The organism is Martelella endophytica (genome assembly GCF_000960975.1).
In the GTDB taxonomy this organism is placed as follows: domain Bacteria; phylum Pseudomonadota; class Alphaproteobacteria; order Rhizobiales; family Rhizobiaceae; genus Martelella; species Martelella endophytica.
Map to the genome: position 1 here is coordinate 3538191 of NZ_CP010803.1, position 23963 is coordinate 3562153.

At 63.3% G+C, this 23963-nt stretch carries 17 protein-coding genes and 1 tRNA gene; 13 read left to right on the forward strand and 5 right to left on the reverse strand.

Annotation, left to right across the window (positions count from 1 at the left end):
- Window positions 1–312: 312 nt before the first annotated feature.
- Both TM49_RS16250 and TM49_RS16255 read right to left on the reverse strand, forming a co-directional pair.
- Window positions 313–2262: a MacB family efflux pump subunit gene (locus tag TM49_RS16250; RefSeq protein ID WP_045682812.1), complete on the reverse strand. Its 1950-nt coding sequence runs from the start codon at window positions 2260–2262 to the stop codon at window positions 313–315.
- Window positions 2263–2265: 3 nt separating this feature from the next.
- Window positions 2266–3486: an efflux RND transporter periplasmic adaptor subunit gene (locus tag TM49_RS16255; RefSeq protein ID WP_045682814.1), complete on the reverse strand. Its 1221-nt coding sequence runs from the start codon at window positions 3484–3486 to the stop codon at window positions 2266–2268.
- Between the two features lie 225 nt (window positions 3487–3711).
- Here TM49_RS16255 and TM49_RS16260 point away from each other — a divergent pair, with 225 nt between their 5' ends.
- Complete coding sequence (locus TM49_RS16260; protein ID WP_045682816.1) at window positions 3712–4437, forward strand: response regulator; 726 nt, start codon at window positions 3712–3714, stop codon at window positions 4435–4437.
- The gene (locus tag TM49_RS16265) at window positions 4434–5678 is read left to right on the forward strand and encodes an ATP-binding protein (RefSeq protein WP_045682818.1); all 1245 of its coding nucleotides are present in this window, start codon (window positions 4434–4436) and stop codon (window positions 5676–5678) included. Before TM49_RS16260 ends, TM49_RS16265 begins: the two co-directional genes overlap by 4 nt.
- A gap of 9 nt (window positions 5679–5687) precedes the next feature.
- Here TM49_RS16265 and TM49_RS16270 read toward each other — a convergent pair.
- Window positions 5688–5763: transfer RNA gene (locus TM49_RS16270), tRNA-Lys, on the reverse strand.
- 263 nt (window positions 5764–6026) lie between these two features.
- On the opposite strand from TM49_RS16270, the gene TM49_RS16275 reads away from it, so the two are divergent.
- Window positions 6027–6770: a cytochrome c biogenesis CcdA family protein gene (locus TM49_RS16275; RefSeq protein WP_045682820.1), complete on the forward strand. Its 744-nt coding sequence runs from the start codon at window positions 6027–6029 to the stop codon at window positions 6768–6770.
- 58 nt (window positions 6771–6828) lie between these two features.
- Here the strand turns inward: TM49_RS16275 and TM49_RS16280 are convergent, their stop codons facing one another.
- Window positions 6829–8013: a UbiH/UbiF family hydroxylase gene (locus tag TM49_RS16280; protein WP_045682822.1), complete on the reverse strand. Its 1185-nt coding sequence runs from the start codon at window positions 8011–8013 to the stop codon at window positions 6829–6831.
- A 193-nt stretch (window positions 8014–8206) separates the two neighbouring features.
- Between TM49_RS16280 and pcsA the strand changes: the two genes are divergently transcribed.
- The 8 genes from pcsA to TM49_RS16320 all read left to right on the forward strand — a co-directional run bounded on the left by pcsA (window position 8207) and on the right by TM49_RS16320 (window position 17701).
- On the forward strand, window positions 8207–8956 hold the full coding sequence (gene pcsA / locus TM49_RS16285; RefSeq protein ID WP_045682824.1) for a phosphatidylcholine synthase: 750 nt from the start codon (window positions 8207–8209) through the stop codon (window positions 8954–8956).
- Between the two features lie 212 nt (window positions 8957–9168).
- Window positions 9169–10728, forward strand: coding sequence for an ABC transporter ATP-binding protein (locus tag TM49_RS16290; protein ID WP_045682826.1), 1560 nt, complete (start codon window positions 9169–9171; stop codon window positions 10726–10728).
- Window positions 10718–11806: an ABC transporter permease gene (locus TM49_RS16295; RefSeq protein ID WP_045682828.1), complete on the forward strand. Its 1089-nt coding sequence runs from the start codon at window positions 10718–10720 to the stop codon at window positions 11804–11806. Before TM49_RS16290 ends, TM49_RS16295 begins: the two co-directional genes overlap by 11 nt.
- Window positions 11803–12720 (forward strand): ABC transporter permease, encoded by a 918-nt coding sequence (locus TM49_RS16300; RefSeq protein WP_045682830.1) that lies wholly within the window; start codon window positions 11803–11805, stop codon window positions 12718–12720. The genes TM49_RS16295 and TM49_RS16300 overlap by 4 nt, the downstream gene beginning before the upstream one ends.
- A gap of 40 nt (window positions 12721–12760) precedes the next feature.
- The gene (locus TM49_RS16305) at window positions 12761–13837 is read left to right on the forward strand and encodes a BMP family ABC transporter substrate-binding protein (RefSeq protein ID WP_045682831.1); all 1077 of its coding nucleotides are present in this window, start codon (window positions 12761–12763) and stop codon (window positions 13835–13837) included.
- 156 nt (window positions 13838–13993) lie between these two features.
- The gene (glmU, locus tag TM49_RS16310) at window positions 13994–15367 is read left to right on the forward strand and encodes a bifunctional UDP-N-acetylglucosamine diphosphorylase/glucosamine-1-phosphate N-acetyltransferase GlmU (protein ID WP_045682833.1); all 1374 of its coding nucleotides are present in this window, start codon (window positions 13994–13996) and stop codon (window positions 15365–15367) included.
- A gap of 10 nt (window positions 15368–15377) precedes the next feature.
- The gene (gene glmS / locus TM49_RS16315; protein ID WP_045682835.1) at window positions 15378–17204 is read left to right on the forward strand and encodes a glutamine--fructose-6-phosphate transaminase (isomerizing); all 1827 of its coding nucleotides are present in this window, start codon (window positions 15378–15380) and stop codon (window positions 17202–17204) included.
- Complete coding sequence (locus tag TM49_RS16320; protein WP_045682836.1) at window positions 17201–17701, forward strand: GNAT family N-acetyltransferase; 501 nt, start codon at window positions 17201–17203, stop codon at window positions 17699–17701. The genes glmS and TM49_RS16320 overlap by 4 nt, the downstream gene beginning before the upstream one ends.
- 207 nt (window positions 17702–17908) lie before the next feature.
- Here TM49_RS16320 and recG read toward each other — a convergent pair whose 3' ends face one another.
- A complete protein-coding gene (gene recG / locus TM49_RS16325) occupies window positions 17909–20005 on the reverse strand; it encodes an ATP-dependent DNA helicase RecG (protein WP_045682838.1) in 2097 nt (698 codons plus the stop codon).
- A gap of 93 nt (window positions 20006–20098) precedes the next feature.
- Between recG and TM49_RS16330 the strand changes: the two genes are divergently transcribed.
- Entirely contained in the window at window positions 20099–20401 is a 303-nt protein-coding gene (locus TM49_RS16330; protein WP_045682839.1) for an FAD assembly factor SdhE, read from the forward strand.
- Window positions 20402–20408: 7 nt separating this feature from the next.
- Window positions 20409–23909, forward strand: a complete 3501-nt coding sequence (mfd, locus tag TM49_RS16335; protein ID WP_045682841.1) for a transcription-repair coupling factor — start codon at window positions 20409–20411, stop codon at window positions 23907–23909.
- Window positions 23910–23963: the final 54 nt, after the last annotated feature.

A 23963-nucleotide genomic window follows, 5' to 3' on the forward strand; every position in this document is an offset into this window, starting at 1 on the left:
AGCGGTTTTCAATTCACTGTTTGTTCCCGGGCAGAATCGAGTAAATCGCCTAATCCTCTGGAAACCCGTTTCATTTGAAATCAATTCGTTGTTGTTGGAAGCATTTTCTCTTAATCAGCGGGTCGTAGGTTCGAGACCTACATCACCCACCATTTTTATCCTGATATGTTCTGAGATGGTATCCGGTCCTCTACGTGTCGCTGTAGGGCTTTTTCGTTATTCGCGGCACAAGGCGCAACCGTAATCAGCCTCCCTTTAGCGGGGCATACGCGGCCCCGCCATGCGTTTGGCGGAGCCTTGCCCGTCACGCCCTCATTCGCCCGAAAGCGCGGTCACGGGATCGAGTTTCGAGGCGCTGCGGGCCGGCAGGTAGCCGAAGGTGAGACCGATGAGGGTCGAGCAGACCACGGCGGCGATGATCGAACCGGGCGAATAGAGCACCGAGAAACCCGAGCTTAACGTCGTCAGCAGCGTTCCGAAACCGAGCGCCGCGGCAATGCCCAGGAAGCCGCCGATCAGGCAGACGATCGTCGCTTCGATCAGGAACTGCAGCAGGATATCGCTGCGGCGCGCACCGACGGCCATGCGCACTCCGATTTCCGAAACGCGTTCCGAGACAGAGACCAGCATGATGTTCATCACGCCGATACCGCCGACGACCAGCGAGATGACGGCAATCGCCGTGATCAGCAGCGCCAGCGTAGAGGCGGTGCTGGTGATCGTCTCGCGGATGTCGTCGGTGTTGAGGATATAGAAATCCTTGGTGCCGTGGCGTTGCGTCAGCAGCGCGGTCACGGCGTTCTCGGCATCGTCCATCTCGTAGCTGTCGTCCACCTGCAGGATCACGCTGCGCAGCGTTGTTTCTCCCAGAAACCGGGTCTGGACGGCCGTATAGGGCATGTAGAGGGCAAGGTTGCCACTTGAGCCGAATCCGGTCTGGCGGGTGGCCACGACACCGATCACGCGGGCCGGCACATTGCCGACGAGGATCACCTTGCCGATCGGATCTTCCCCATCCGGAAACAGCGTATCGCTTGTGTTGCTGTCGATGACGACATCCTGGGACCGCGCTCTGACCGCACTGGCGCCAAACAGACTGCCATCGGAGAGTTCGAGCGCCTTGGCGGTGAAATACTGGGCCCCGACGCCGTTGACGAGCGCGTTCGATTCTGTCGAGCCGTAGCGCACCGTCGACGATTTCGAGACGGTCGGCGTGACCGCCGCTGCATAGGGCTGCCCCGACAGGGCATTGGCATCATTGACCGTCAGCGTCGTGATCTTGCCGGCGCGCACATCGCCAAAGCTCTTGCCAGCGAAGATTTCCAGCGTGTTGGTGCCAAGGCTCGATATGTTTTCCAGAACCTTCGCCTGCGAACCCTGGCCGATCGCCACGACGCTTACCACCGAGGCGATGCCGATGATGATGCCGAGCATGGTAAGGAAGCTCCTGAGCTTGTGCGCCCACATCGCCACCAGCGCCATCTGGAAAGCCTCCGAAAGCGCCGCGCCGATACGAAAGGGCGAACGCTTCCTGGCGGTCGCCTCGGCTTGCCCATCGGCCTTGCGATCGAGAGAGCGGGTCACCGTATCGGCGGTGATCTCGCCATCGGCAATCTCGATGACGCGGGCCGCGCGGCTTGCCACCTTGGGATCATGGGTGACGAGGATGACGGTATGGCCCTCGGCGTTCAGTTCCTCGAGAATTTCGAGAACGTCGTCGCCGCTATGCGAATCGAGTGCGCCGGTCGGTTCGTCGGCGAGGATCACATTGGCGCCGTTCATCAGCGCCCGGGCGATCGAGACACGCTGCTGCTGCCCGCCCGAAAGCTGGCCGGGGCGGTGGCTGGTGCGTTCAGCCATGCCGAGCCGCGCCAGCAGCGCCGCCGCCCGTTCCCGCCGCGAGGCCGAGGCCATGCCGGCATAGATCGCCGGTATCTCGACATTGCCGACGGCGTTCAGTTCCGGCAGCAGGTGATAGCGCTGGAAGATGAAGCCGAAATGCTCGCGCCTCATTGCCGCCAGTTCATCGCTGTCGAGGCTCGAGACCGCGCGTCCGGCAATGCGGTATTCGCCCGCCGTCGCCTGGTCGAGGCAGCCGAGGATGTTCATCAGCGTCGACTTGCCCGATCCGGAGGAGCCGATGATCGCAACCATCTCGCCTTCCTGAATTTCAAGGTCGACGCCCTTGAGCGCTTCAATCTCTTCGTCGCCGGCGCGATAGGCGCGACGGATGCCCTTAAGGCTGATCAGCGGGGTGTTCATGGCTCAAAGCCCCATCGGTGGCGGGCCGCGGAAACCGCCGCTTCCGCCACCTGCACTGGCAGGCGCAACATCGCCGGTGACGATGCGCTCGCCCTCGCTGAGGCCCGAGGTCACCTCGGCCTTGACCCGGTTGTCGAGCCCGATCTCGATCTTCGTTGTCTTGATCTTGCCGGTGTCGTCTAGGACGCGGACAGTGTAGCGGCCGTCGGCATCGGCCGTTCCAAGTGCCGCGGCGGGAATGGTGAGCACGTCCTTCGCCGAGCCCAGCACGATCTCGACCTCCGCCGTCATGTAGGTTCTGAGCTTGCCATCCTCATTGGGCACGGTGAACACGCCATTGTAGTAGATCGCTTCCGAAGAGGACGAGCTGGAGGACGATGACGACGAGGATGACGAGGTCGAGAAGCTCGAATCGCTCTTCACCGATTCGGGCGCCGGCTCGATGCTCTCAAGCGTCGCCTGATAGACCGTATCGGGATCGCCGATCACGGTAAATGTGACCGGCATTCCGGGCGAGACCCGGGTGATGTCCGCCTCGGAAATCTCGGTGCGCACTGTCATCTGGTCGAGCTGGCCCAGAACCACGATGGTCGGCGCGGATTGCGAGGCGTTGACCGTCTGCCCCTCCTGGCTGACGATCGCCAGCACCGTTCCGTCGATCGGCGCGGTAATCTTCGTATAGCCGAGATCGACCTTGGCCGTGTCGACGGCAACCTCCGCCTCGACGATGGAAGCCTTGATGGCCGCGATTTGCGCGGTGGTGACGCCGACATCGGCCAGCGCGCTCTCATAATCGGCCCGCGTCCCCGAATTCTTGTCGAACAGCTCCTTGTAGCGCGCGAGCGCCTGCTCGTTCAGCGTCAGCGTCGCCTGCTTTTCGGTGAGCTGCGCCTTGGCATTGTCCAGCGCTGCCTGCGCGGTGCGCAGGTTGTTCTGCTGGGTGACCGAGTCGATCTCGGCAATCAGGTCGCCGGCCTTCACGGTCTGTCCGAGCGCGACGTCAACGGCGGTAATGCGGCCGGAAGCCTGCGCGCCAACGGCGACAAGGCGCGCCGGCTTGACGATCCCCGTCGCAAGCACCGTCTCTTCGATGTCACCGCGACTGACGGTTGCGGTCGCCGGCGGTGGCCCCGAAGGCGCTTCATAGCGACCCCACAACCAGTAACCCGTTCCCCCGAGGACAAGCAGAATGGCAATGGTGATGACAAGTGTACGGGGTTTCATCGCTGGACCTTCGATTGACGGACGGAAAGCCTGTCGCTTCCGCTATCGGCTTATGACGGCTTTATTGCCTGAATTCGGGCGGATGATCTCGCAATGTTGCCGGAAACAGGAAATTTGTAACCGAATGTTTCCGGCAGACCGAGGGCAACATTTCTTTTCCAAAAGGCCGACCGCGGCGAAGGTGGAGAGCTTTTCATCGGGCAGGAATTGAGGCAATTCAGGAACATGGAAACGCAGTATCACATCCTGATCGTCGATGACGACCCCGAGATCCGTTCGCTCCTGGCGCGCTATCTCGCAGGCCAGGGGTTCGACGTCAGCCTCGCCGCGGATCGCCGCGAATACGAGAAGCAGACGGAGCTGCGGCGGCCCGATCTCATCGTCCTTGATGTCATGCTGCCGGATGGTTCGGGCCTCGACATCTGCCGCGGCCTCTATGACGCGTTTCCGCATGTCCCCGTGATCCTGCTGACCGCGCTCAAGGAAGACGTCGATCGCATCATCGGGCTGGAGATCGGCGCCGATGACTATCTCGGAAAGCCGTTCAACCCGCGCGAACTCGTCGCCCGCATTCGCGCCGTGCTGCGACGCGCCCAGCAGTTCGAGGAGCCCGCACCGGCCGGGCTGGTCTACCGCTTCGGCGATTTCATGCTTGACCCCGAGCGCCGCCAGGTCGTTCGCCACAGCGGAGAGATGGTCGATCTCACGGGCGCGGAGTTCGACCTGCTGCTGGTCTTCGTCGAACGTCCTGGCCGGCTACTGACCCGCGACCGGTTGCTGGATCTCACCGCGCGGCGCCGGCACGATCCCTTCGACCGGTCGATCGACGTGATGATGAGCAAGCTTCGCCGCAAGCTCGGCGAGAGCGAGGAGGGCCCGATCTTCAAGACGGTTCGCAATGGCGGCTATCAGCTGACGCTACCGGTGCTCTCCGAGGCGGCCCCACGATGAACTGGCTGCGCAATCGGATCGTCATCCTTCTTATCGTCGCCATCCTCTCGGTGGTCGGACTGGCGACCTTTGCTGCCGTCAATGCCCTGCAGCGGCCGGATCCCGATACGCTCATGCTTCCGCTCGCCCGCCAACTTGCGACCCTGGCGCAGGTCGCGGAGGCAGACCCCTCTCTCGCGGCCGCCGAGGGGCTTGTGATGGCACCGGCGCCGGCCTCCGGCGATCTCGATCAAAAGGCCACCCGTCATGTGAAGCGAGCACTGCTGAAGGTCGGCTTCACGGGCGAGACACTGATAACGCGTCCGGAAGGCGGCGGGCTCACCATCTCGATCGATCTTGGCGAGGACGGCTTTCTGGTCATGCCGTTTCCCGATCTTCGTCCACCACCAGGAGGGCGCTATGTCTTTGCCGGCTGGATCGCGCTGATCATCATCGGCAGCATCGCCGTTTCGGTATTCGCGGCCTCGATGATCATGCGACCGCTGCGCCTCATCCAGAATGCCGTCGGCAGCATCGGACCGGACGGCATGCTGCCGCATGTGCCGGAAACCGGTCCGCCGGAAACACGCATGGCCGCGCGGGCGCTGAACCGGCTTTCGAGCCATCTGAAGGCCGCGACCGAAAGCCGGATGCGGCTCGTGGCGGCTGCCGGACACGATCTCAGAACGCCGATGACGCGCATGCGCCTTCGCGCCGAATTCATCGAAGAAGAGGCGGAGCGCGAGAAATGGCTGGCCGACCTTGAGGAGCTCGACCGCATCGCCGACAGCGCGATCCGCCTGGTGCGTGAGGAGGTGAGCCGGGACACCACCGCCATCGTCGATCTGGCCGCACTCCTGCGTGAAATCGTCGAAGGGCTGGCGCCACTCGGCATGCGCGTCGACCTGCAAGCGACCGTTCCCGTGGAAATCGAGGCTGCGCCTCTGGCGATCAAGCGGGCGCTGCGCAATCTGATCGTCAATGCGGCAACCCATGGCGGCGGCGCGACGATCACGCTCGACCGCGATGGCGGAGAGGCGGTGATCACCATCGCCGACGAGGGCCCCGGCATTCCCGAGGATCTTCTCGGCCAGGTCTTCGAGCCGTTCTTCCGCGTCGACCTCGCGCGCCGCAAGACCATCCCCGGAGCAGGTCTCGGCCTCGCCATCGCCCGCGAGATCATCGAACGCTCAGGCGGCCACATCACCATCGCCAACCGCAAGCCATCAGGCCTGCTGCAGACAGTGACGTGGACATTGTGACGAGAAACGTGGTGAGCGCGCAGGGGTTCGAACCCTGGACCTACTGATTAAAAGTCAGTTGCTCTACCGGCTGAGCTACGCGCTCCCAGGCCGGGCGGGCCCGGCGGAAAGTGGGCGGAACATAGGCAGGGTCTTTCTGAAGGTCAACCCGGAATATGTGCGCCGCAATGACATTTTGGCGGGTTCTGGCGCGCGGAAAGGTGATTGGCATCGGCGGGCGGCGTGGTTTATGACACGCGGCGAAGCAGGAGGATGGAGCGCACGGCCTGAGGCCGGGTCCGCCTGCCCAAAGCCCGGGCCATGTCGAAGTCCCGCGCAAGTGTGTTGAAGGGCCGGAAGGAATAGCCGTTGTCGTTTGGTGATATCTCGTTTCTGACCGCGCTTTTTGCGGGCGCGCTTTCCTTCCTGTCGCCCTGCGTGCTGCCGCTCGTCCCGCCCTATCTCTGCTATATGGCAGGCATTTCGATCGACGAGTTTCGCGGTGATGCCGAGGCGAAGGCGCCGAGGGCGGTGGCTGTGCTGCTGCCGGCGCTGTTCTTCACGCTCGGCTTTGCCACGGTGTTCATCGCGCTCGGCGCCGGCGCCTCATCCATCGGACAGTTGCTCCGGCAATATATGGACATCCTCGCCAAGATCGGTGGCCTGGTGATCATCGCTATGGGCCTGAACTTTCTCGGCGTCCTGAAGATCCCCTTCCTGTCGCGCGAAGCCCGGTTCCAGGGCGCCGGAAAGCCGGCCAGCGCAAGCGGTGCCTATGTCATGGGCCTTGCCTTCGCCTTTGGCTGGACACCGTGCATCGGGCCGGTTCTCGGTGCGATCCTCGCCGTCGCCGCGACCCGCGACACGGTCGAAAGCGGCGCGGTGCTGCTCGCCATCTATTCGCTCGGCCTTGCCGTGCCGTTCTGGATCGCCGCGTTGTTCTCGGGTGCCTTCACCCGCTTCCTCGCGCGCTTCAAGCGTCACCTCGGCATGGTCGAGAAGATCATGGGCGTGCTTTTGATCCTGACCGGCCTTGCCTTCCTGTTCGGCTTCATCGCCGACATGGCGATCTGGTTCCAGCAGACCTTCCCGGTACTCTCGCGCATCGGCTAGAGCGCCGTGCATCCATTCGGATGCACAAAGGACGCTCTAACCTATTGAATCTACGCCGTCAGTCCGTGAACAGCGCCTTCAGTCCGCGCAGCGGCTGCACACCCTCACGCATCGCAAACTGCCTGAGCGGGGGCAGGGAGGCGAGCATGTGAAGGCCGGCGGCCCGGGCAATCTGCGCCGGGATGAAATCGGCAAGAAGCGAGCGGTTGAGGAGATCGACGCTTGCCGTGCGGCTCCAGACATCCGACTTGCGCAGGAAATCGTAGCGGTCGCCGGTGCGGCCGGAAATCTTCGACCCGTCAATGCCATCGAGCAGCCGCGCGAGCCGCATGATATCGCGCAGGCTGAGGTTCAGCCCCTGCGCGCCGATCGGCGGGAAGGCGTGGGCCGCCTCGCCAACAAGCACGACACGTCCCCGACCGAACTGATTGGCGACCTGCGATGACAGCGGCCAGCGCTGCACCGGTTCTTCGACGGTAACGGCGCCGAGCAGCGATTGCATGCGGGCCTCGACCGCGCGGGCGAGGGCAGGGGCATCGAGCTTGGCCATCGCCTCGGCTTCGCCCGCACCCTGGACCCAGACGAGGCTTGAGCGGTTGGGATCCGGCAGCGGCACCTGGGTGAAGGGGCCGCCGTGCGTGTGAAATTCGGTCGATATATCGTCATGCGGCAGCGCATGCTGGAAATTGAGGACCAGTGCTGCCTGCTTGTAGGTCCAGCTCCGGACCGAAATGCCGGCGCTTTCGCGCACCATCGAGCGGCGGCCATCTGCCCCGACGGCAAGCGCGGCGGTGAAACGCTCGCCGGAGGAGAGCGTCACATCGAAGGCATTGCGCCCGGTTTCGACGGCCTTGGCCGGTTCGGCGAAGTGGGTGATGTTGGGCTCGCTTGTAATCGCGGCTGCGAGGTGTTCGACGAGGAGGGCGTTCGGAATGTTGTAGCCGAACGCATCAAGTTCGATCTCGGCGGCGCGGAAGCTGACGGTCGGCGCCCGAATCAGCCGGTCGGTTCCGTCGATGATCCGCATTGTCCGCAGCGGCGCCGCATGCGGGCGGATCGCCTGCCAGAGGCCGAGGCGATTGAGGAAGGCGATCGAGTGATCCATCAGCGCCGTGGTGCGGTGGTCATGCCCACCCGGTTCCGGCGCCACCAGCGCCACCTGCCGACCCGCCCGTGCTGAGGCGAGTGCAGTGATCATTCCGGCGGGGCCTCCGCCAATGACGGCGATTTCGTACTCGGACATGTTTCAGACCTCCTGCAATGCTGACGTTCATATAACGCGCGGACCCGGCCATGCCCCATGAAAAAATTCCGGCAGCCCGTGAAAAATGCTGGAAAGGCCATATTTTCTTGTACGGAGGCCGGGCTTCTGGTGCATTGTGGCCCTCACGATTGCAGCCAGCGACGGCAATGCAGCCAGGAAAGACGGAATTCGAATGGGTTTATTGAGCCAACGGAAAGTCCCTTACGCGGAAATTCGGGCGTTTTCCGTTCACATTCTCACCGCCTCGGGCTCGTTCCTCGCTTTTCTCGGCGTCGTCGCCGCGGCAGAGGGGCGATTCGTTTCGATGTTCTGGTGGCTGGGGCTTGCACTGCTCGTCGACGGTATCGACGGACCGATCGCCCGGCGTCTTCGGGTCAGCGAGGTGCTGCCGAGCTGGTCCGGCGTCATGCTCGACAACATCATCGACTACGTCACCTACGTGCTGTTGCCGGCCTTCGCGCTCTACCAGTCGCACATGATCGGAGAGCCGCTGTCGTTTCTCGCGGCCGCCCTCATCGTCGTGTCGAGCGCCATCTATTATGCAGACAGCGGCATGAAGACCGATGAGAATTTCTTCTCAGGCTTTCCGGTGGTCTGGAACATGGTGGTGTTTTCCTTCTTCGTCATCGAGCCGAGTTCGCTGGTGGCCATGGCGATCGTCATCGTCTCGGTGGTGCTCACCTTCCTGCCGATCAACTTCCTGCATCCTGTCAGGGTCAAGCGGCTGCGCCCGCTCAATCTGGCGATGTTCTTCCTGTGGTGCGCGACCGGTCTCTACGCCCTGCTGGTCTCGTTCAAGGCGCCGCCACTGGTCGAAATTCTGTTCGTTGCGAGCGGCATCTATCTTTATGTGGTCGGCGGGGTGCTGCAGTTCTTCCCGAAACTCGGTGCACGCAGCGCCGCAAGCCGCGCGGAATTGTGAGCCTGGCTCGCGCGAATGTGGGTCTGATGCAGAAAGCGGTTGGCAAACAAGCAAAAATGATTGCGCTCTCTCCTCTGATTATGCTTCATTTATACGCACAAAAGGGGGCAACCTAATTTTTAGTCATATCCATTTCCGACAGTGCGCCGTCGGGAAAAGCTGCGGCGCAATGGCATGAGTGTGGTCCGGAGGACGGGGTGAACACATCAGAAATGCCGGCGTCCGGCACGCTGCTTTCCGTCGAGGGGCTGACGAAATATTTCGGCAGCTTCGCGGCCTGCGATGGCATAGACCTGAAGATTGCCAAGGGCGAGATTCATGCTCTGCTCGGCGAGAACGGCGCCGGCAAGTCGACATTGGTGAAAATGCTGTTCGGCGTGCTGGAACCCTCCGCCGGACAGATCATCTGGGACGGAACACCGGTCACCATCGAGGCGCCAGCTCACGCGCGCCGGCTCGGCATCGGCATGGTGTTCCAGCATTTCTCCCTGTTCGAGGCGCTGACGGTCGCCGAAAACATCGCTCTCTCGCTCGAACCCGGCATCTCGCTTTCGCAGATTGCCGAGGAAGCCCGGCGGCTTTCCGTCGAATACGGTCTGCCGCTCGATCCGCGCGCGCACGTGGCCGATCTTTCGGTCGGCGAGCGGCAGCGCATCGAGATCGTCCGGGCGCTTCTGCAGAACCCGAAGCTCATCATCCTCGACGAGCCGACCTCGGTGCTGACGCCGCAGGAGGCGGACCGGCTGTTCGAAACGCTGAACAAGCTGCGGGCCGAAGGCCGCTCGGTCCTCTATATCTCGCACCGGCTGGAAGAAGTGCAGCGGATCTGCGACAAGGCGACGGTGCTGCGTCACGGCAAGGTCACGGGTGCCTGCGACCCGAGCCAGGAGACCGCGGCATCGCTGGCACGGATGATGGTCGGCGGCGACGTCTCAGAGATCAAGCGGCCAGAGGCCGGCAAGACCGGCAAGGTGCTGCTTGAGGCGAAAGGCTTGAACGCCCCGGCGCGAACCCCATTCGCCACGGCATTGAAGGATATTTACCTGCAGGTTCGCGCCGGCGAAGTCCTCGCCATCGCAGGCGTTGCGGGCAATGGCCAGACGGAACTCTTCGACGCGCTTTCCGGCGAGTTTCCGGTGGATGAAAACATCACGGTTCAAGTTGACGGACAGCCGGTCGGCGCGAAGGGGATCAATTTCCGCCGCAAGCTTGGCGCCGCCTTCGTGCCGGAAGAGCGCCACGGCCACGCCGCCGTCACGGGCCTGCCGCTCTCCGAAAACCTCATTCTCGCCCGCAATGAAGCCGAGTCTGAGACCTTTCTGGCGGGCGGACCGCTGAGAATCATCCGCCGGGCCGTGGCCAGGACGCGCACCGGCCTCATCTCCGGTGCGATGGATGTGCGCAAGAGCGGCGACAATCCGGCCGCAGGCTCGCTTTCGGGCGGCAACCTCCAGAAATTCATCGTCGGGCGCGAGCTCGATCGCAAGCCGAAGGTCATCATCGTCAACCAGCCGACCTGGGGTGTCGATGCAGGCGCTGCCGCCCACATCCGCCAGTCGCTGGTCGATCTGGCCAAGGCCGGTTCGGCCGTGCTCGTCATCAGCCAGGACCTGGACGAAATCTTCGAAATCGCCACGCGCATCGCCGTCATCTCCGAGGGGAAGCTCTCCGACAGCCACCCCGCCGAGACCATGACGCGCGAACGCATCGGCCTGCTGATGGGTGGCATCCACGGCGAGAACGTGAGCCCGGAGACTGCCGATGCGCATTGAACTCGAAAAACGGCCCGATCGCTCGGCGGTTTTCGCGCTTGCCTCGCCGGTGATCGCCTTCGTGCTGACGGTGATTGCCGGTGCCATCATGTTCGCGCTGATCGGCAAGGATCCGGTCGAGGCGCTCTACGGCTTCTTCATCCAGCCGCTCACCGACATATGGTCGCTGAACGAGTTGATGATCAAGGCCGCGCCGCTGATCATGATCGCCGTCGGCCTGACGGTGTGCTACCGGTCCAACATCTGGAACATCGGCGCCGAGGGGCAGTTCACGGTTGGCGCCATTATCGGCTCGATCGTTCCGGTCTATTTCTATCAGTGGGAATCGCCGCTGCTGCTGCCGATCATGCTGGTGATGGGCGCGATTGGCGGCGCGCTTTACGCCGGCATCCCGGCGCTCCTGAAGAACTATTTCAACACCAATGAAATCCTGACGTCGCTGATGCTGGTCTATGCGGCGCAGCTCTTCCTCGACTGGCTGGTGCGCGGTCCATGGCGCAATCCGGAAGGCTTCAACTTTCCTCAGACGCGTGAATTCGTGGATTCGGCGGTGCTGCCGGCAATGCTGTCTTCGGGGCGCGCCCATTACGGCTTCCTGCTCGCCATGCTGGCGGCCCTTGCCGTGTGGTTCATGATGCGGTTCACGCTGAAGGGCTTCGAGGTGAACGTCATCGGTCAGTCACAGCGGGCGGGGCGGTTTGCCGGCTTTTCCTCGCGGCGGATGGTGTGGTTCTGCTTCCTGCTGTCGGGCGGCCTCGCAGGGCTTGCCGGCATCAGCGAGGTTTCCGGCGCGATCGGCTATCTGCAGCCGTCGATTTCGCCCGGTTACGGTTTCACCGCCATCATCGTCGCCTTTCTCGGCCGTCTGAACCCGCTCGGCGTGATCGTCTCGGGTCTGGTTCTGGCGCTGACCTATATCGGCGGTGAGAACGTGCAGTTCGTGCTCGGCGTTTCCGACAAGGTCACCCGCGTCTTCCAGGGCATGCTGCTGTTCTTCGTGCTCTCCTGCGATACGCTCATTTTGTACAAGGTCCGCCTCATCTTCAGCGGCCGCCATGCCGAGGAGAAGGCGTCATGATCGTCGAGGCCATTCTTCTCACTGTCATCACCGCATCGACCCCGCTGGTGCTCGCCGCCATCGGTGAGCTCGTCTGCGAGCGTGCCGGCGTTCTCAACCTCGGCGTCGAGGGCATGATGGTGATGGGCGCCGTCGGTGCCTTCATCACCGCACAGCTGACCGGCTCACCCTATATCGGCATAATCGGGGGGCTGCTGACCGGTATGGTCTTCTCGCTGCTGTTCGGATTTCTGACGCTGACGCTGGTCGCCAATCAGGTCGCAACCGGGCTTGCGCTCACCATACTGGGGCAGGGGCTCTCGGCGATGATCGGCGAGGGTTATGTCGGCAAGGGCGGCATCAAGATGCCCTCGCTCGATATCCCGCTTCTCTCCGATATTCCGGTCATCGGCCCGCTGCTGTTCGACCAGGACTTTTTCTTTTATCTGTCGATCGCCCTTGTGGCGGGTACGGCGTGGTTTCTTTTCAAGACTCGCGGCGGCCTCGTGCTGCGCTCGGTCGGCGACAACCACGCCTCCGCCCATGCGCTCGGCATCAACGTCATCGGCATCCGCTATCTCGCCGTGATGTTCGGTGGAGCCTGCGCCGGGCTTGCCGGCGCACAGCTGTCGCTGGTCTACACCCCGCAATGGTCCGAAAACATGGCGGCCGGGCGCGGCTGGATTGCTCTGGCGCTGGTCGTATTTGCCTCCTGGCGACCATGGGGCGTGCTGATCGGCGGCTATCTGTTCGGCGCGGTCACGATCGGCCAGCTTCATGCCCAGGCTTTCGGGATCGCGATCCCGGCGCAGTTCCTGTCGGCGCTGCCCTACGTGGTCACCGTCATAGTTCTGGTTATCATCTCCAGAAACCGGAGAATGACCCTCATCAACACGCCTGCGGCGCTCGGCAAACCCTTTGTGCCGGACCGCTAGGCATGCCATTCTGAAACTTTCAAACCGAAAGAGGTGAACGATGAAATCCCTGAATATTGCCCTCGCTGCCTCCGCAGCCATCATCGCCGGTCTTGCCGCTACCGGCGCCAGTGCTGCCGATGACCTCAAGGCCTGCTTCATCTATGTCGGTTCGACGACCGACGGCGGCTGGACCGAGGCTCACGACAAGGCCCGCCAGCAGCTCGAAGAGGAAACCGGCGTCGAGACCGCCTACATCGAGAACGTGCCGGAAGGCCCGGATGCCGAGCGGGCCATCGAGCGCATGGCCCGTTCCGGCTGCTCGATCGTGTTCACGACCTCCTTCGGTTTCATGGAGCCGACGCTGAAGGTCGCCGCCAAGTATCCGGACGTGAAGTTCGAGCACGCCACCGGCTACAAGACCGCCGACAATGTCGCGACCTACAATTCGCGCTTCTATGAAGGCCGCTACATCTCCGGCGTGATCGCCGGTTCGATCTCCGAAAGCGGCATCGGTGGCTACATCGGCTCGTTCCCGATCCCGGAAGTGATCATGGGCGTTGATGCCTTCGAACTCGGTGCAAAATCGGTCAATCCGGACTTCAAGACCAAGCTGATCTGGGCCAACACCTGGTTCGATCCGGGCCGCGAAGCCGATGCCGCCAAGGCGCTCATCGACCAGGGCGTCGATGTTCTGGCACAGCATACCGACACCACCGCGCCGATGCAGATTGCAGCCGAACGCGGCATCAAGGCCTTCGGCCAGGCATCCGACATGATCGAGGCCGGCCCGGATACGCAGCTGACGGCGATCATGGATACCTGGGGCCCGTACTACATCAAGCGCGTCAAGGCGCTGCAGGATGGCACCTGGACCTCGGAACAGAGCTGGGATGGCCTTGTTGACGGCATTCTGACGATGGCGCCCTACACCAACATGCCGGATGACGTGAAGAAACTCGCCGAAGAGACTGAAGCGAAAATCAAATCCGGTGAGCTGAAGCCGTTTACCGGCCCGGTCAACCTGCAGGACGGCACGCCGTGGCTCGCCGAAGGCGAGGAAGCCGACGATGGTACGCTGCTCGGCCTGGATGTCCTCGTCGAGGGCGTCGAAGGCACGATCCCGAAGTCGGAATAACGACATCGCAATTGGCAGGAAAAGGCGTCCCTCGGGGCGCCTTTTTCGTTTGCTGGTCATGTGGCCTGAGCTGGTGAAAATCCATTCATAAAATTTGAAGAGGTCTCGTTCACGATTGGGCTAAAAGCGGAAAGCCAGAATCGCGTTGGAGGCCCCATGACACCCACCCGTACCGCCCTTGCCATCATTCTCGCGGCCGGCGACGGCACCCGGATGAAATCTGCCCGCACCAAAATGCTGCATGAGGTGGCCGGCCGGGCCATGCCCGCCCATGTTGTCGACACCGTTTCGCGCTCCGGCGTCGACGCAGTGGCCCTGGTCGTCGGTCGCGACGGCGAGGCGGTGGCGAAGGCCTGCGCGCTGCCGGGCGTTTCGCTTTCCACGTTCGAACAGACGGAGAGACTCGGCACGGCCCATGCCGTGCTCGCAGCCCGCGAGGCGATTGCCGCCGGTTACAACGATCTGCTGGTGACCTATGGCGATACGCCGCTTGTCACCGCCGAAACGCTGGCGCGGGCGCGTGAGGGGCTTGCCGCCGGTCACGATGTCGTTGTCATCGGCTTCGAAACCGACCGGCCGACCGGCTATGGCCGGCTGCTCGTCCGCGACGGCAATCTCCAGGCAATCCGCGAGGAGAAGGATGCGAGCGACGAGGAACGCAAGGTCACGCTCTGCAACAGCGGCCTGATGGCGATCAACGGCCGCCGCGCGCTGGACCTGCTCACCACGATCGGCAACGGCAATGCCAAGGGCGAATATTATCTGACCGACGTGGTTGAGGTGGCGCTGGCCGCAGGCGGCAGCGCCGGTGTCGTCATGGCCGAGCTTGACGAAGTCGCCGGCTGCAACAACCGCGCCGAACTCGCCGAGCTGGAGCGCATCTGGCAAACCCGACGCCGTCGCGAGATGATGCTTTCCGGGGTCACGCTGATTGCGCCGGAAACGGTGTTCTTTTCCTACGATACCGAGATCGGTCCCGATACGCTGGTAGAGCCGAACGTCTGGTTCGGTCCCGGCGTCACAATTGCCGGCGATGTCACCATCCACGCCTTCAGCCATATCGAGGGCGCGACCGTCGAGGCTGGCAGCCAGATCGGCCCCTATGCACGGCTGCGACCGGGTGCGGTGCTGCATGAGGATGCCAAGGTCGGCAATTTCTGCGAGGTGAAGAACGGCGACATCGGCAAGGGCGCCAAGGTGAACCATCTGACCTATATCGGCGATGCCGAGGTCGGCGCCCGCACCAATATCGGCGCCGGCACCATCACCTGTAATTACGACGGCGCCAACAAGGCGAAGACGATCATTGGCGAGGACTCTTTCATCGGCTCCAATTCCGCGCTCGTTGCTCCGGTCACCATCGGTGCGAAGAGCTATGTCGGATCGGGCAGCGTGATTACCGATGATGTGCCGGACAATGCGCTGGCGCTTGGCCGCGCACGGCAGACGGTGAAGGAGGGCAGGGCGGAAGCCATTCGTGAACGGGCGCTGGCGCTCAAGGCCGCAAACAAGGCCGCTGGCCAGAAATAGGGAGAAGCCCATGTGCGGCATTGTAGGCATCGTCGGCAACGCGCCGGTTTCTGAACGCATGGTGGAGGCGCTGAAGCGGCTGGAATATCGCGGCTATGATTCCGCCGGCATCGCCGTGATCGAGGACGGGCGGATCGCCCGCCGCAGGGCGCCCGGCAAGCTCGAGAACCTCCGTGCCGTCGTCGCCGAAAGCCCGGTGGATGGCGTCACCGGTATCGCTCACACCCGCTGGGCGACCCACGGCGTCCCCAATGAGGCGAATGCGCATCCGCATATCGCAGGCTCGGTCGCTGTCGTCCACAACGGCATCATCGAGAATTTCGCAGAGTTGAAGGCCGAGCTGATTGCTGCCGGCGCGGCCTTTACCTCCGACACCGACACCGAAGTGGTGGCGCGAATGCTCGACCATTATCGCTGTGCCGGCATGGCGCCGCGCGAGGCGGTGCTGGCAATGCTTGCCCGCGTCACCGGCGCATTCGCGCTGGTGATCCTGTTCGAGGACCGGCCGGACACGCTCTATGTCGCCCGCTTCGGTCCGCCGCTTGCGGTCGGCTACGGCGACGGCGAGATGTTCGTCGGCTCCGACGCCATCGCGCTTGCCCCATTCGCCCACGGCATTTCCTATCTTGAGGACGGCGACATGGCGATCGTCGACCGTGACGGCGTCGAGTTCTGCGACTTCGCCGGCAATCCGGTGTCGCGCCGCCGCCAGCCGCTGCAGCTTTCCTCGATGCTGATCGACAAGGGCAATCACCGCCACTTCATGGAGAAGGAGATCTTCGACCAGCCGGAGGTGATCTCGCACACGCTCGGCCATTATTGCGATTTCGCCAGTGAACGCGTGGCTGTGGATGGCGACGGGATCGATTTTTCGCGAGTCTCCCGTCTGCAGATCGCCGCCTGCGGAACCGCCTATCTGTCCGGCCTGATCGGCAAATACTGGATCGAACGCATTGCCCGGCTGCCGGTCGAGATCGATGTCGCATCCGAATTTCGTTATCGCGAAATTCCGGTTTCAAAAGAAGACCTTGCGCTGTTTATCTCACAATCCGGTGAAACCGCCGATACGCTCGCATCGCTGCGTTATTGCAAGGAGAGCGGAGCGCGGACCGGCGCGCTGGTCAATGTCACCGGCTCGACCATCGCGCGTGAGGCCGACGCGGTGTTTCCGATCCTCGCCGGCCCTGAAATCTCGGTCGCATCGACCAAGGCCTTCACCTGCCAGCTGGCGCTGATGGCCTCGCTGGCGCTGAGGGCAGGGCGCGAGCGCGGGACGCTCTCTGAAGCGGACGAGCGGCTGATGGTGCATCAGCTTTCGGAAGTGCCGCGGCTGATGAGCCGGGTTCTGCACGACGTTCAGCCGAAGATCGAACGGTTGGCGCGGGAGCTGTCTCGCTTCCACCACGTGCTCTATCTCGGCCGTGGCACCAGCTATCCGCTGGCGCTGGAAGGCGCGCTGAAGCTCAAGGAGATCACTTATATTCATGCCGAGGGCTATGCCGCCGGCGAACTGAAGCATGGGCCGATTGCGCTGATTGACGAAAACATGCCGGTGATCGTCATCGCCCCGCATGACCGCTTCTTCGAGAAGACGGTTTCCAACATGCAGGAGGTGGCCGCCCGCGATGGCCGCATCATCTTCATCACCGATGAGAGCGGCGCCAAGGCCTCCGACCTGAAGACGATGGAGACCATCGTGCTGCCGGACATGCCGGAATTCATCGCGCCGATGGTGTTCTCGCTGCCGATCCAGCTTCTGGCCTACCACACGGCCGTGTTCATGGGCACCGACGCCGACCAGCCGCGCAACCTTGCCAAGGCGGTGACCGTGGAATGATCATCCGCCGCGAGCGCTTTGAGGATGTGAAGGCCGTAGATGCGCTGGTGCGCAAGGCCTTTCAGGGGATGCCATATAGCGATGGCAGCGAACCCGCGATCATCCGGCGGCTGCGAAAGGCCGGCGCCCTGTCGCTGGCGCTGGTGGCTGAAGAGGACGGCAAGCCGGTCGGGCATATTGCCTTTTCCCCGGTCGGGATTTCCGATGGCGCGAGTGACTGGTTCGGCCTCGGCCCTCTGGCCGTCCGTCCCGACTTTCAGCGACGCGAGATCGGCACGGCCCTGGTGCTCGGCGGTCTGGAGCTTCTGCGCGATGACCGCGCCGGCGGCGTCGTGGTGCTCGGATCGCCGCAGTTCTACCAGCGCTTCGGCTTTCGCTGCGAACCATCGCTGACGCTCGAAGGCGCGCCACCGGATCACTTCATGGCACTGCCCTTCGAAGGCGACGTGCCGGCGGGAAAGGTGGCGTTTCACCGGGCGTTTTACGGGGAAGGGTGATTCACAGGTGCTGCAAGGGGCGGTTTGTTGACACCGGCCACATCACTCTGCGTCATCCTCGGGCTTGACCCGAGGCTCCAGGCCGCCTCCCGTCAGGTTTTGTCAGAGGCAGCCGACGCCGCTCGCTTGGAGCTGTGGTTAGATCCTCGGGTCAAGCCCGAGGATGACGCCCGTGAAGAGGAGGGAGCCAGCCCCCCAGAGCCTCACTCAACCCGCATTCAGATACCGGATCGCCTCATCCCGACGGAACAGGTAGAGCAGCGTTCTGAGCGCCTGACCGCGCTCGCCCATCAGCTCCGCATCCTTGTTCACAACATAGGCCGCATCCTTGCGGGCGAGTGCGAGAATGTCGCCGTGGGCCTCGAGGCTGGCGAAGCGGAAGCCGGGGATGCCGGACTGGCGGGTGCCGAGAAGTTCGCCTTCGCCTCTGAGCTTCAGGTCCTCCTCGGCGATACGAAAACCGTCATTGCTCTCGCGCAGCACCGAAAGCCTGGCGCGGCCGGTTTCAGACAGCGGGCCCTTGTAGAGCAGGATGCAGGAGGAGGCCTCGTCACCGCGGCCAACACGACCACGCAACTGGTGAAGCTGGGCAAGCCCAAACCGCTCGGCATGCTCGATCACGATGATCGTGGCGTCCGGTACATCGACGCCGACCTCGACCACTGTGGTCGCGACCAGAAGCCGGGTGCGGCCCGCCTTGAAGTCCTCCATCGCGGCATCCTTGTCTGCGGATGACATCCGGCCATGGATGAGGCCGACATGTTCGGGCCCGAGCGCCTTTGCCAGCGTCTCGAAGCGTTCCTCGGCGGACATCAGCTCGACGGCCTCGGATTCCTCCACCAGCGGGCATATCCAATAGGACTTTTTGCCTTGCGTCAGAGCCTCACGCAGCCGCCCGACGACATCGCCGATGCGTTCCAGCGGAATCGTCACGGTCTGGATCGGCTTGCGGCCAGCCGGCTTCTCCGTGAGGTTCGAGACATCCATGTCGCCGAAGGCGGCGAGCACGAGCGTGCGCGGAATGGGTGTCGCCGTCATCACGAGAAGGTGAGGGGCAGCACCCTTTGCCGTCAGTTTCAGGCGCTGATGGACGCCGAAACGATGCTGCTCATCGACAATGACAAGCCGCAAGTCGTGGTAGTTTACATTGTCCTGAAACAATGCATGCGTGCCGATGACGATATTCGCCGAACCATCGGCGATCTCGGCCTCGATCAAGCGGCGATCCTTGGCCTTGGTCTTTCCGGTCAAGAGCCGGACGGTGACGCCGGCGCTCTCCGCAAGGGCGGCGATGCCGTCGAAATGCTGGCGGGCGAGGATTTCGGTGGGTGCCATCAGTGCTGCCTGCCCGCCATCCTCGACGACGGCGAGCATGGCCATCAGGCCGACCACGGTCTTGCCCGAGCCGACATCGCCCTGAAGCATGCGCAGCATCCGGGTTTCCTTGCCCATGTCTGCGAGAATTGCGGCAATCGCCTCGTTCTGGCCGGCGGTCAGTGAAAAGGGCAGGGCAACCTTGCCTGAGAGAGCGCCTGTCGGATGCACCGGTCGGCCCTTGGCGCGGCGCATACGGCTTCTGACCAGAGCCAGCGATAGCTGGCCGGCGAGGAATTCGTCATAGGCGAGCCTGCGCCGCGCCGGTGACTGCGGATCGAGATCGGTCTCGTCGCGCGGATTGTGGAGCGTCAGAAGCGCGTCCTTCAGCGTCGGGAAACCCTGTCGCCGGACGATCTCGGCATCGATCCAGTCGGGGAAATCAGGAATACGCGCCTCGGCATTCTCGATCGAGCGGCGCAGGACCTTCGCTGAAAGCCCGCCGGTCATCGGATAGACCGGCTCGACCTCGGGCAGGGTGTGCGATTCGGCGGCCGGCACGATATAGTCCGGATGCACCATGGAGGGCCTGCCGTTGAACCATTCGGCGCGGCCGCTGACCACGACATCCTCTCCGACGGGCAAGGCCCGGTCCAGCCAGTCCGACTTGGCATGAAAGAAGGTCAGCATCAGCTCGTCCGTGTCATCGTGGAGATAGACGCGTGTCGGTGCGTTCGAGCGCGGCGGTGCCTTCTGGTGGCGGTCGACGCGGCCTTCGACGGTGACGATGGCGCCTTCGGGGAGGTGAGCGATGCCGGGCTTCAAACGCCGGTCGATCAGTGCATTCGGCGTATGAAACAGAAGATCGATCACGCGTGCTTCGTCATCGTCGCGCGCCAGAAGACGGGCGAGGAGTTTCGCGAGTTTCGGCCCGATACCGGCGAGCGTGGTGACGGGCGCAAACAGCGGGTCGAGTAGGGCCGGGCGCATATTTCTGAAATGTACCCCTAGCGAGGCTTTGGCAAGGCTGACAAGCCGGAAACAAGCCGCTATAGAGACCAATCAACAGAGAAGGTTTTGGAAATGACTGGCCTGAAACGTACGAGCGCCGATCTCGACCCCCGCCGCCGCCGGATCCTGTTCCGCGCCTGGCATCGCGGCCTCCGCGAGATGGACCTCATCCTCGGCCAGTTTGCCGAGGACAATATCGCCGATTTCGATGAGGCGACGCTCGATATCTTCGAGACCATCATGGCCGAGGAAGACAATGACCTGATCAAGTGGATCAATGGCGCCGAGGTGCCGCCGGAGCGGATGAACCTGCCGCTATTTGCGGAAATCCGCGCCTACCGTCCGGATTTCGATCCGGTTGAAAGCAAGACCTGACGAAGACATGATTGCCGGTTTCAATCCCAAAAAGCTCGACAGCCTCGAAGGCGTCGTCACCATTGCCAATGCCGTTCCGGGCACCGAGCCGCTGGTGCTGGCCGAGATGGCACGTTCAGGCATGCCTGTCGCCTATGTTCTCTCGGACGGACAGAAGATCGCCGATTTCGAACAGATGCTGTCCTTCGTTGCACCGGATATCCCGGTTCTGTCGCTGCCGGCCTGGGACTGTCTGCCTTATGACCGTGTTTCGCCTGGCGCCGATACCGAGGCGCGCCGCCTCTCGGCGCTCTCCGGGCTGGTGGCGCATGCGAAAAAGCCGCACCCGGCCATCGTGCTCGTCACGGTCAACGCCATGCTGCAGAAGCTGCCACCCCGAGACGTGGTCGCCTCGCTCGGCTTTTCAGCACGCGCCGGCCAGGTCATCGACATGGACGCGATCGTGCACCGGCTTTCCGATGCCGGGTTCGAGCGCGTGCCGACGGTGCGCGAGGTCGGCGAATATGCGGTGCGCGGCGGCATTCTCGATGTCTTCGTTCCGGGTGCTGAAAACGGCGTGCGGCTCGATTTCTTCGGCGACACGCTGGAGACGATCCGTTCCTTCGATGCCGCGACCCAGCGCACCGTCGGCACGCTGAAATCGCTTGAACTCAACGCCATGAGCGAAGTGGCGCTGACGCAGGAAAACATCGCCCGCTTCCGCAAGAACTACCTGTCGATGTTCGGCGCGGCGACCCGCGACGACGCGCTCTACCAGGCCGTCTCCGAGGGCCGCCGCTATGCGGGCATGGAACACTGGCTGCCGCTCTTTTATGAGCAGCTGGAAACGATCTTCGAATACCTCGACGGCTTTCGCATCGTTGTCGACCAGAATGCGCGGGAAGCCGCGAGCGACCGCGCCGAACTGATCGCGGATTACTATGAGGCCAGACGGGCCAACATGGCGGGCGGCGGTAGCCATGGCGCGCCCTACAAACCCGTGCCGCCGGCCATGCTCTATCTCGATGCGGATGGTTTTGGCGCTGGGCTGGAAAGTCGTAGCGCCCTCCGCCTGTCGCCCTTCAACGAGGCTTCCGCGGTCGGGCGCCCGGTGATTGCGCTCGAAGCTCATGCGGGGCCGCGCTGGGCGGTGGATGCGCAAGCGCGCGCGATGAGCGATGGCGAGCGCGCCAACGTGTTCGAACAGGCGGTGAAGCATATCGCCGACAAGCGCGCTGAAGGCGGCAAGGTGCTGATCACCGGCTGGTCGGAGGGCTCACTCGATCGGCTGCTGCAGGTGCTGAAGGAGCACGGGCTTTCGAAGATCAAGCCAGTGAAGGCTTACGGCGATCTCGACAGGCTGGGCAAGGGCGAGGCGGCAAGCGCCGTGCTCAATCTCGAGGGCGGGTTTGAGACCGGCGATGTCTTCGTCATCGGCGAGCAGGACATTCTGGGCGACAGGCTGATCCGCAAGACGCGTCGGCGGCGCAAGGCGAGCGATTTCATCTCCGAGGTCTCCGGTCTCGACGAGGGATCGTTCGTGGTGCATGCGGAGCACGGCATCGGCAAGTTCATCGGACTGCGCACGATCGAGGCCGCAGGCGCCCCGCGCGACTGCCTTGAACTCCTCTATGCCGACGACGCCAAGCTGTTCCTGCCGGTCGAAAACATCGAGCTCCTGTCGCGCTACGGCTCCGATTCGGCAGATGTGCCGCTGGACCGGCTGGGTGGCGGTGCATGGCAGGCCAAGAAGGCGCGTCTGAAGAAGCGGCTGCTCGACATGGCGGACGAGCTGATCGCGATCGCCGCCAAGCGGGCGACCCGCACCGCGCCGGTCCTGACCGCGACGGAAGGGCTCTACGACGAATTCGCCGCCCGCTTCCCCTACGAGGAGACCGAAGACCAGTATAACGCGATCGAGTCGGTGCGCGGTGATCTCGGTATGGGCCGTCCGATGGACCGGCTGATCTGCGGCGATGTCGGCTTCGGCAAGACCGAAGTGGCGCTGCGCGCCGCCTTCCTTGCCGCCATGAATGGCGTTCAGGTCGCCGTCGTCGTCCCGACCACACTTCTGGCGCGCCAGCATTACAAGACCTTCGTGGAACGCTTCCGTGGCCTGCCGATCAAGGTGGCGCAGGCCTCTCGGCTGGTGAGTGCCAAGGAACTGGCTCAGACCAAGAAGGACCTCGCCGACGGCAAGGTCGATGTCGTCGTCGGCACGCATGCGCTGCTCGGAACCTCGATCAGTTTCGCCAATCTCGGCCTGCTGATCATCGATGAGGAGCAGCATTTCGGCGTGCGCCACAAGGAGCGGCTGAAGGAACTGAAGAGCGATGTGCATGTGCTGACGCTCTCGGCGACGCCGATCCCGCGCACGCTGCAGCTTGCGATGACGGGCGTGCGCGAACTGTCGCTGATCACCACGCCGCCGGTGGACCGCATGGCGGTGCGCACCTTCATTTCCCCCTTTGATGCACTGGTGATCCGCGAAAGCCTGATGCGCGAGCACTATCGCGGCGGCCAGAGTTTCTATGTCTGCCCGCGGCTTGCCGATCTCTCGGAGGTGCAGGAATTCCTGCAGACCGAAGTGCCAGAGCTTAAGGTGGCCGTCGCCCACGGGCAGATGGCGGCGGGCGAGCTCGAAGACATCATGAACGCCTTCTATGACGGCCAGTACGACGTGCTCTTGTCGACGACCATCGTCGAATCCGGCCTCGACGTGCCGACGGCCAACACGCTGATCGTGCACCGCGCCGACATGTTCGGCCTTGCACAGCTCTACCAGCTCAGAGGCCGCGTCGGCCGTTCGAAGATTCGCGCCTTCGCGCTGTTCACGCTGCCGGCCGGCAAGCGTCTGACGGATACGGCGGACCGGCGGCTCAAGGTACTGCAGTCGCTCGACACGCTCGGCGCCGGCTTCCAACTCGCCAGCCATGACCTCGATATCCGCGGCGCCGGCAATCTGCTCGGTGAGGAACAGTCGGGTCATATCCGCGAAGTCGGCTTCGAGCTTTACCAGCAGATGCTGGAAGAGGCGGTCGCCGAAGCCAAGGGTGATGAGGACGCCGGCAGCAACGACTGGTCGCCGCAGATCGCGCTTGGCACCTCGGTGATGATCCCGGAACACTATGTGCCGGACCTCAACCTCCGCATGGGTCTTTACCGCCGTCTCGGCGAACTCACCGATGCCGGCGATATCGATGCCTTCGGCGCCGAGCTGATCGACCGGTTCGGTCCGATGCCGGAGGAAGTGCAATCGCTGCTGAAGGTCGTCTTCATCAAGCTTCTGTGCCGCACGGCCAATGTCGAAAAACTCGATGCCGGCCCGAAGGGCGTTGTCGTCCAGTTCCGCAACCGCGAATTCCCCAACCCTGCGGGGCTGGTGCAGTTCATCGGCGAAAACGCGACGACAGCAAAGATCCGCCCCGACCAGAGCATCTATTTCAACCGCGATCTGCCGACGCCGGACAAGCGCCTCGGCCAGGCGGCGGTAATCATGAGCAAGCTGTCGAAGATCGCTGTGGCATAGAGCAGTCGAGGGGCATTCGCAGCGCCATCAATCTCCCCCTTCGAGGGGTAGAGG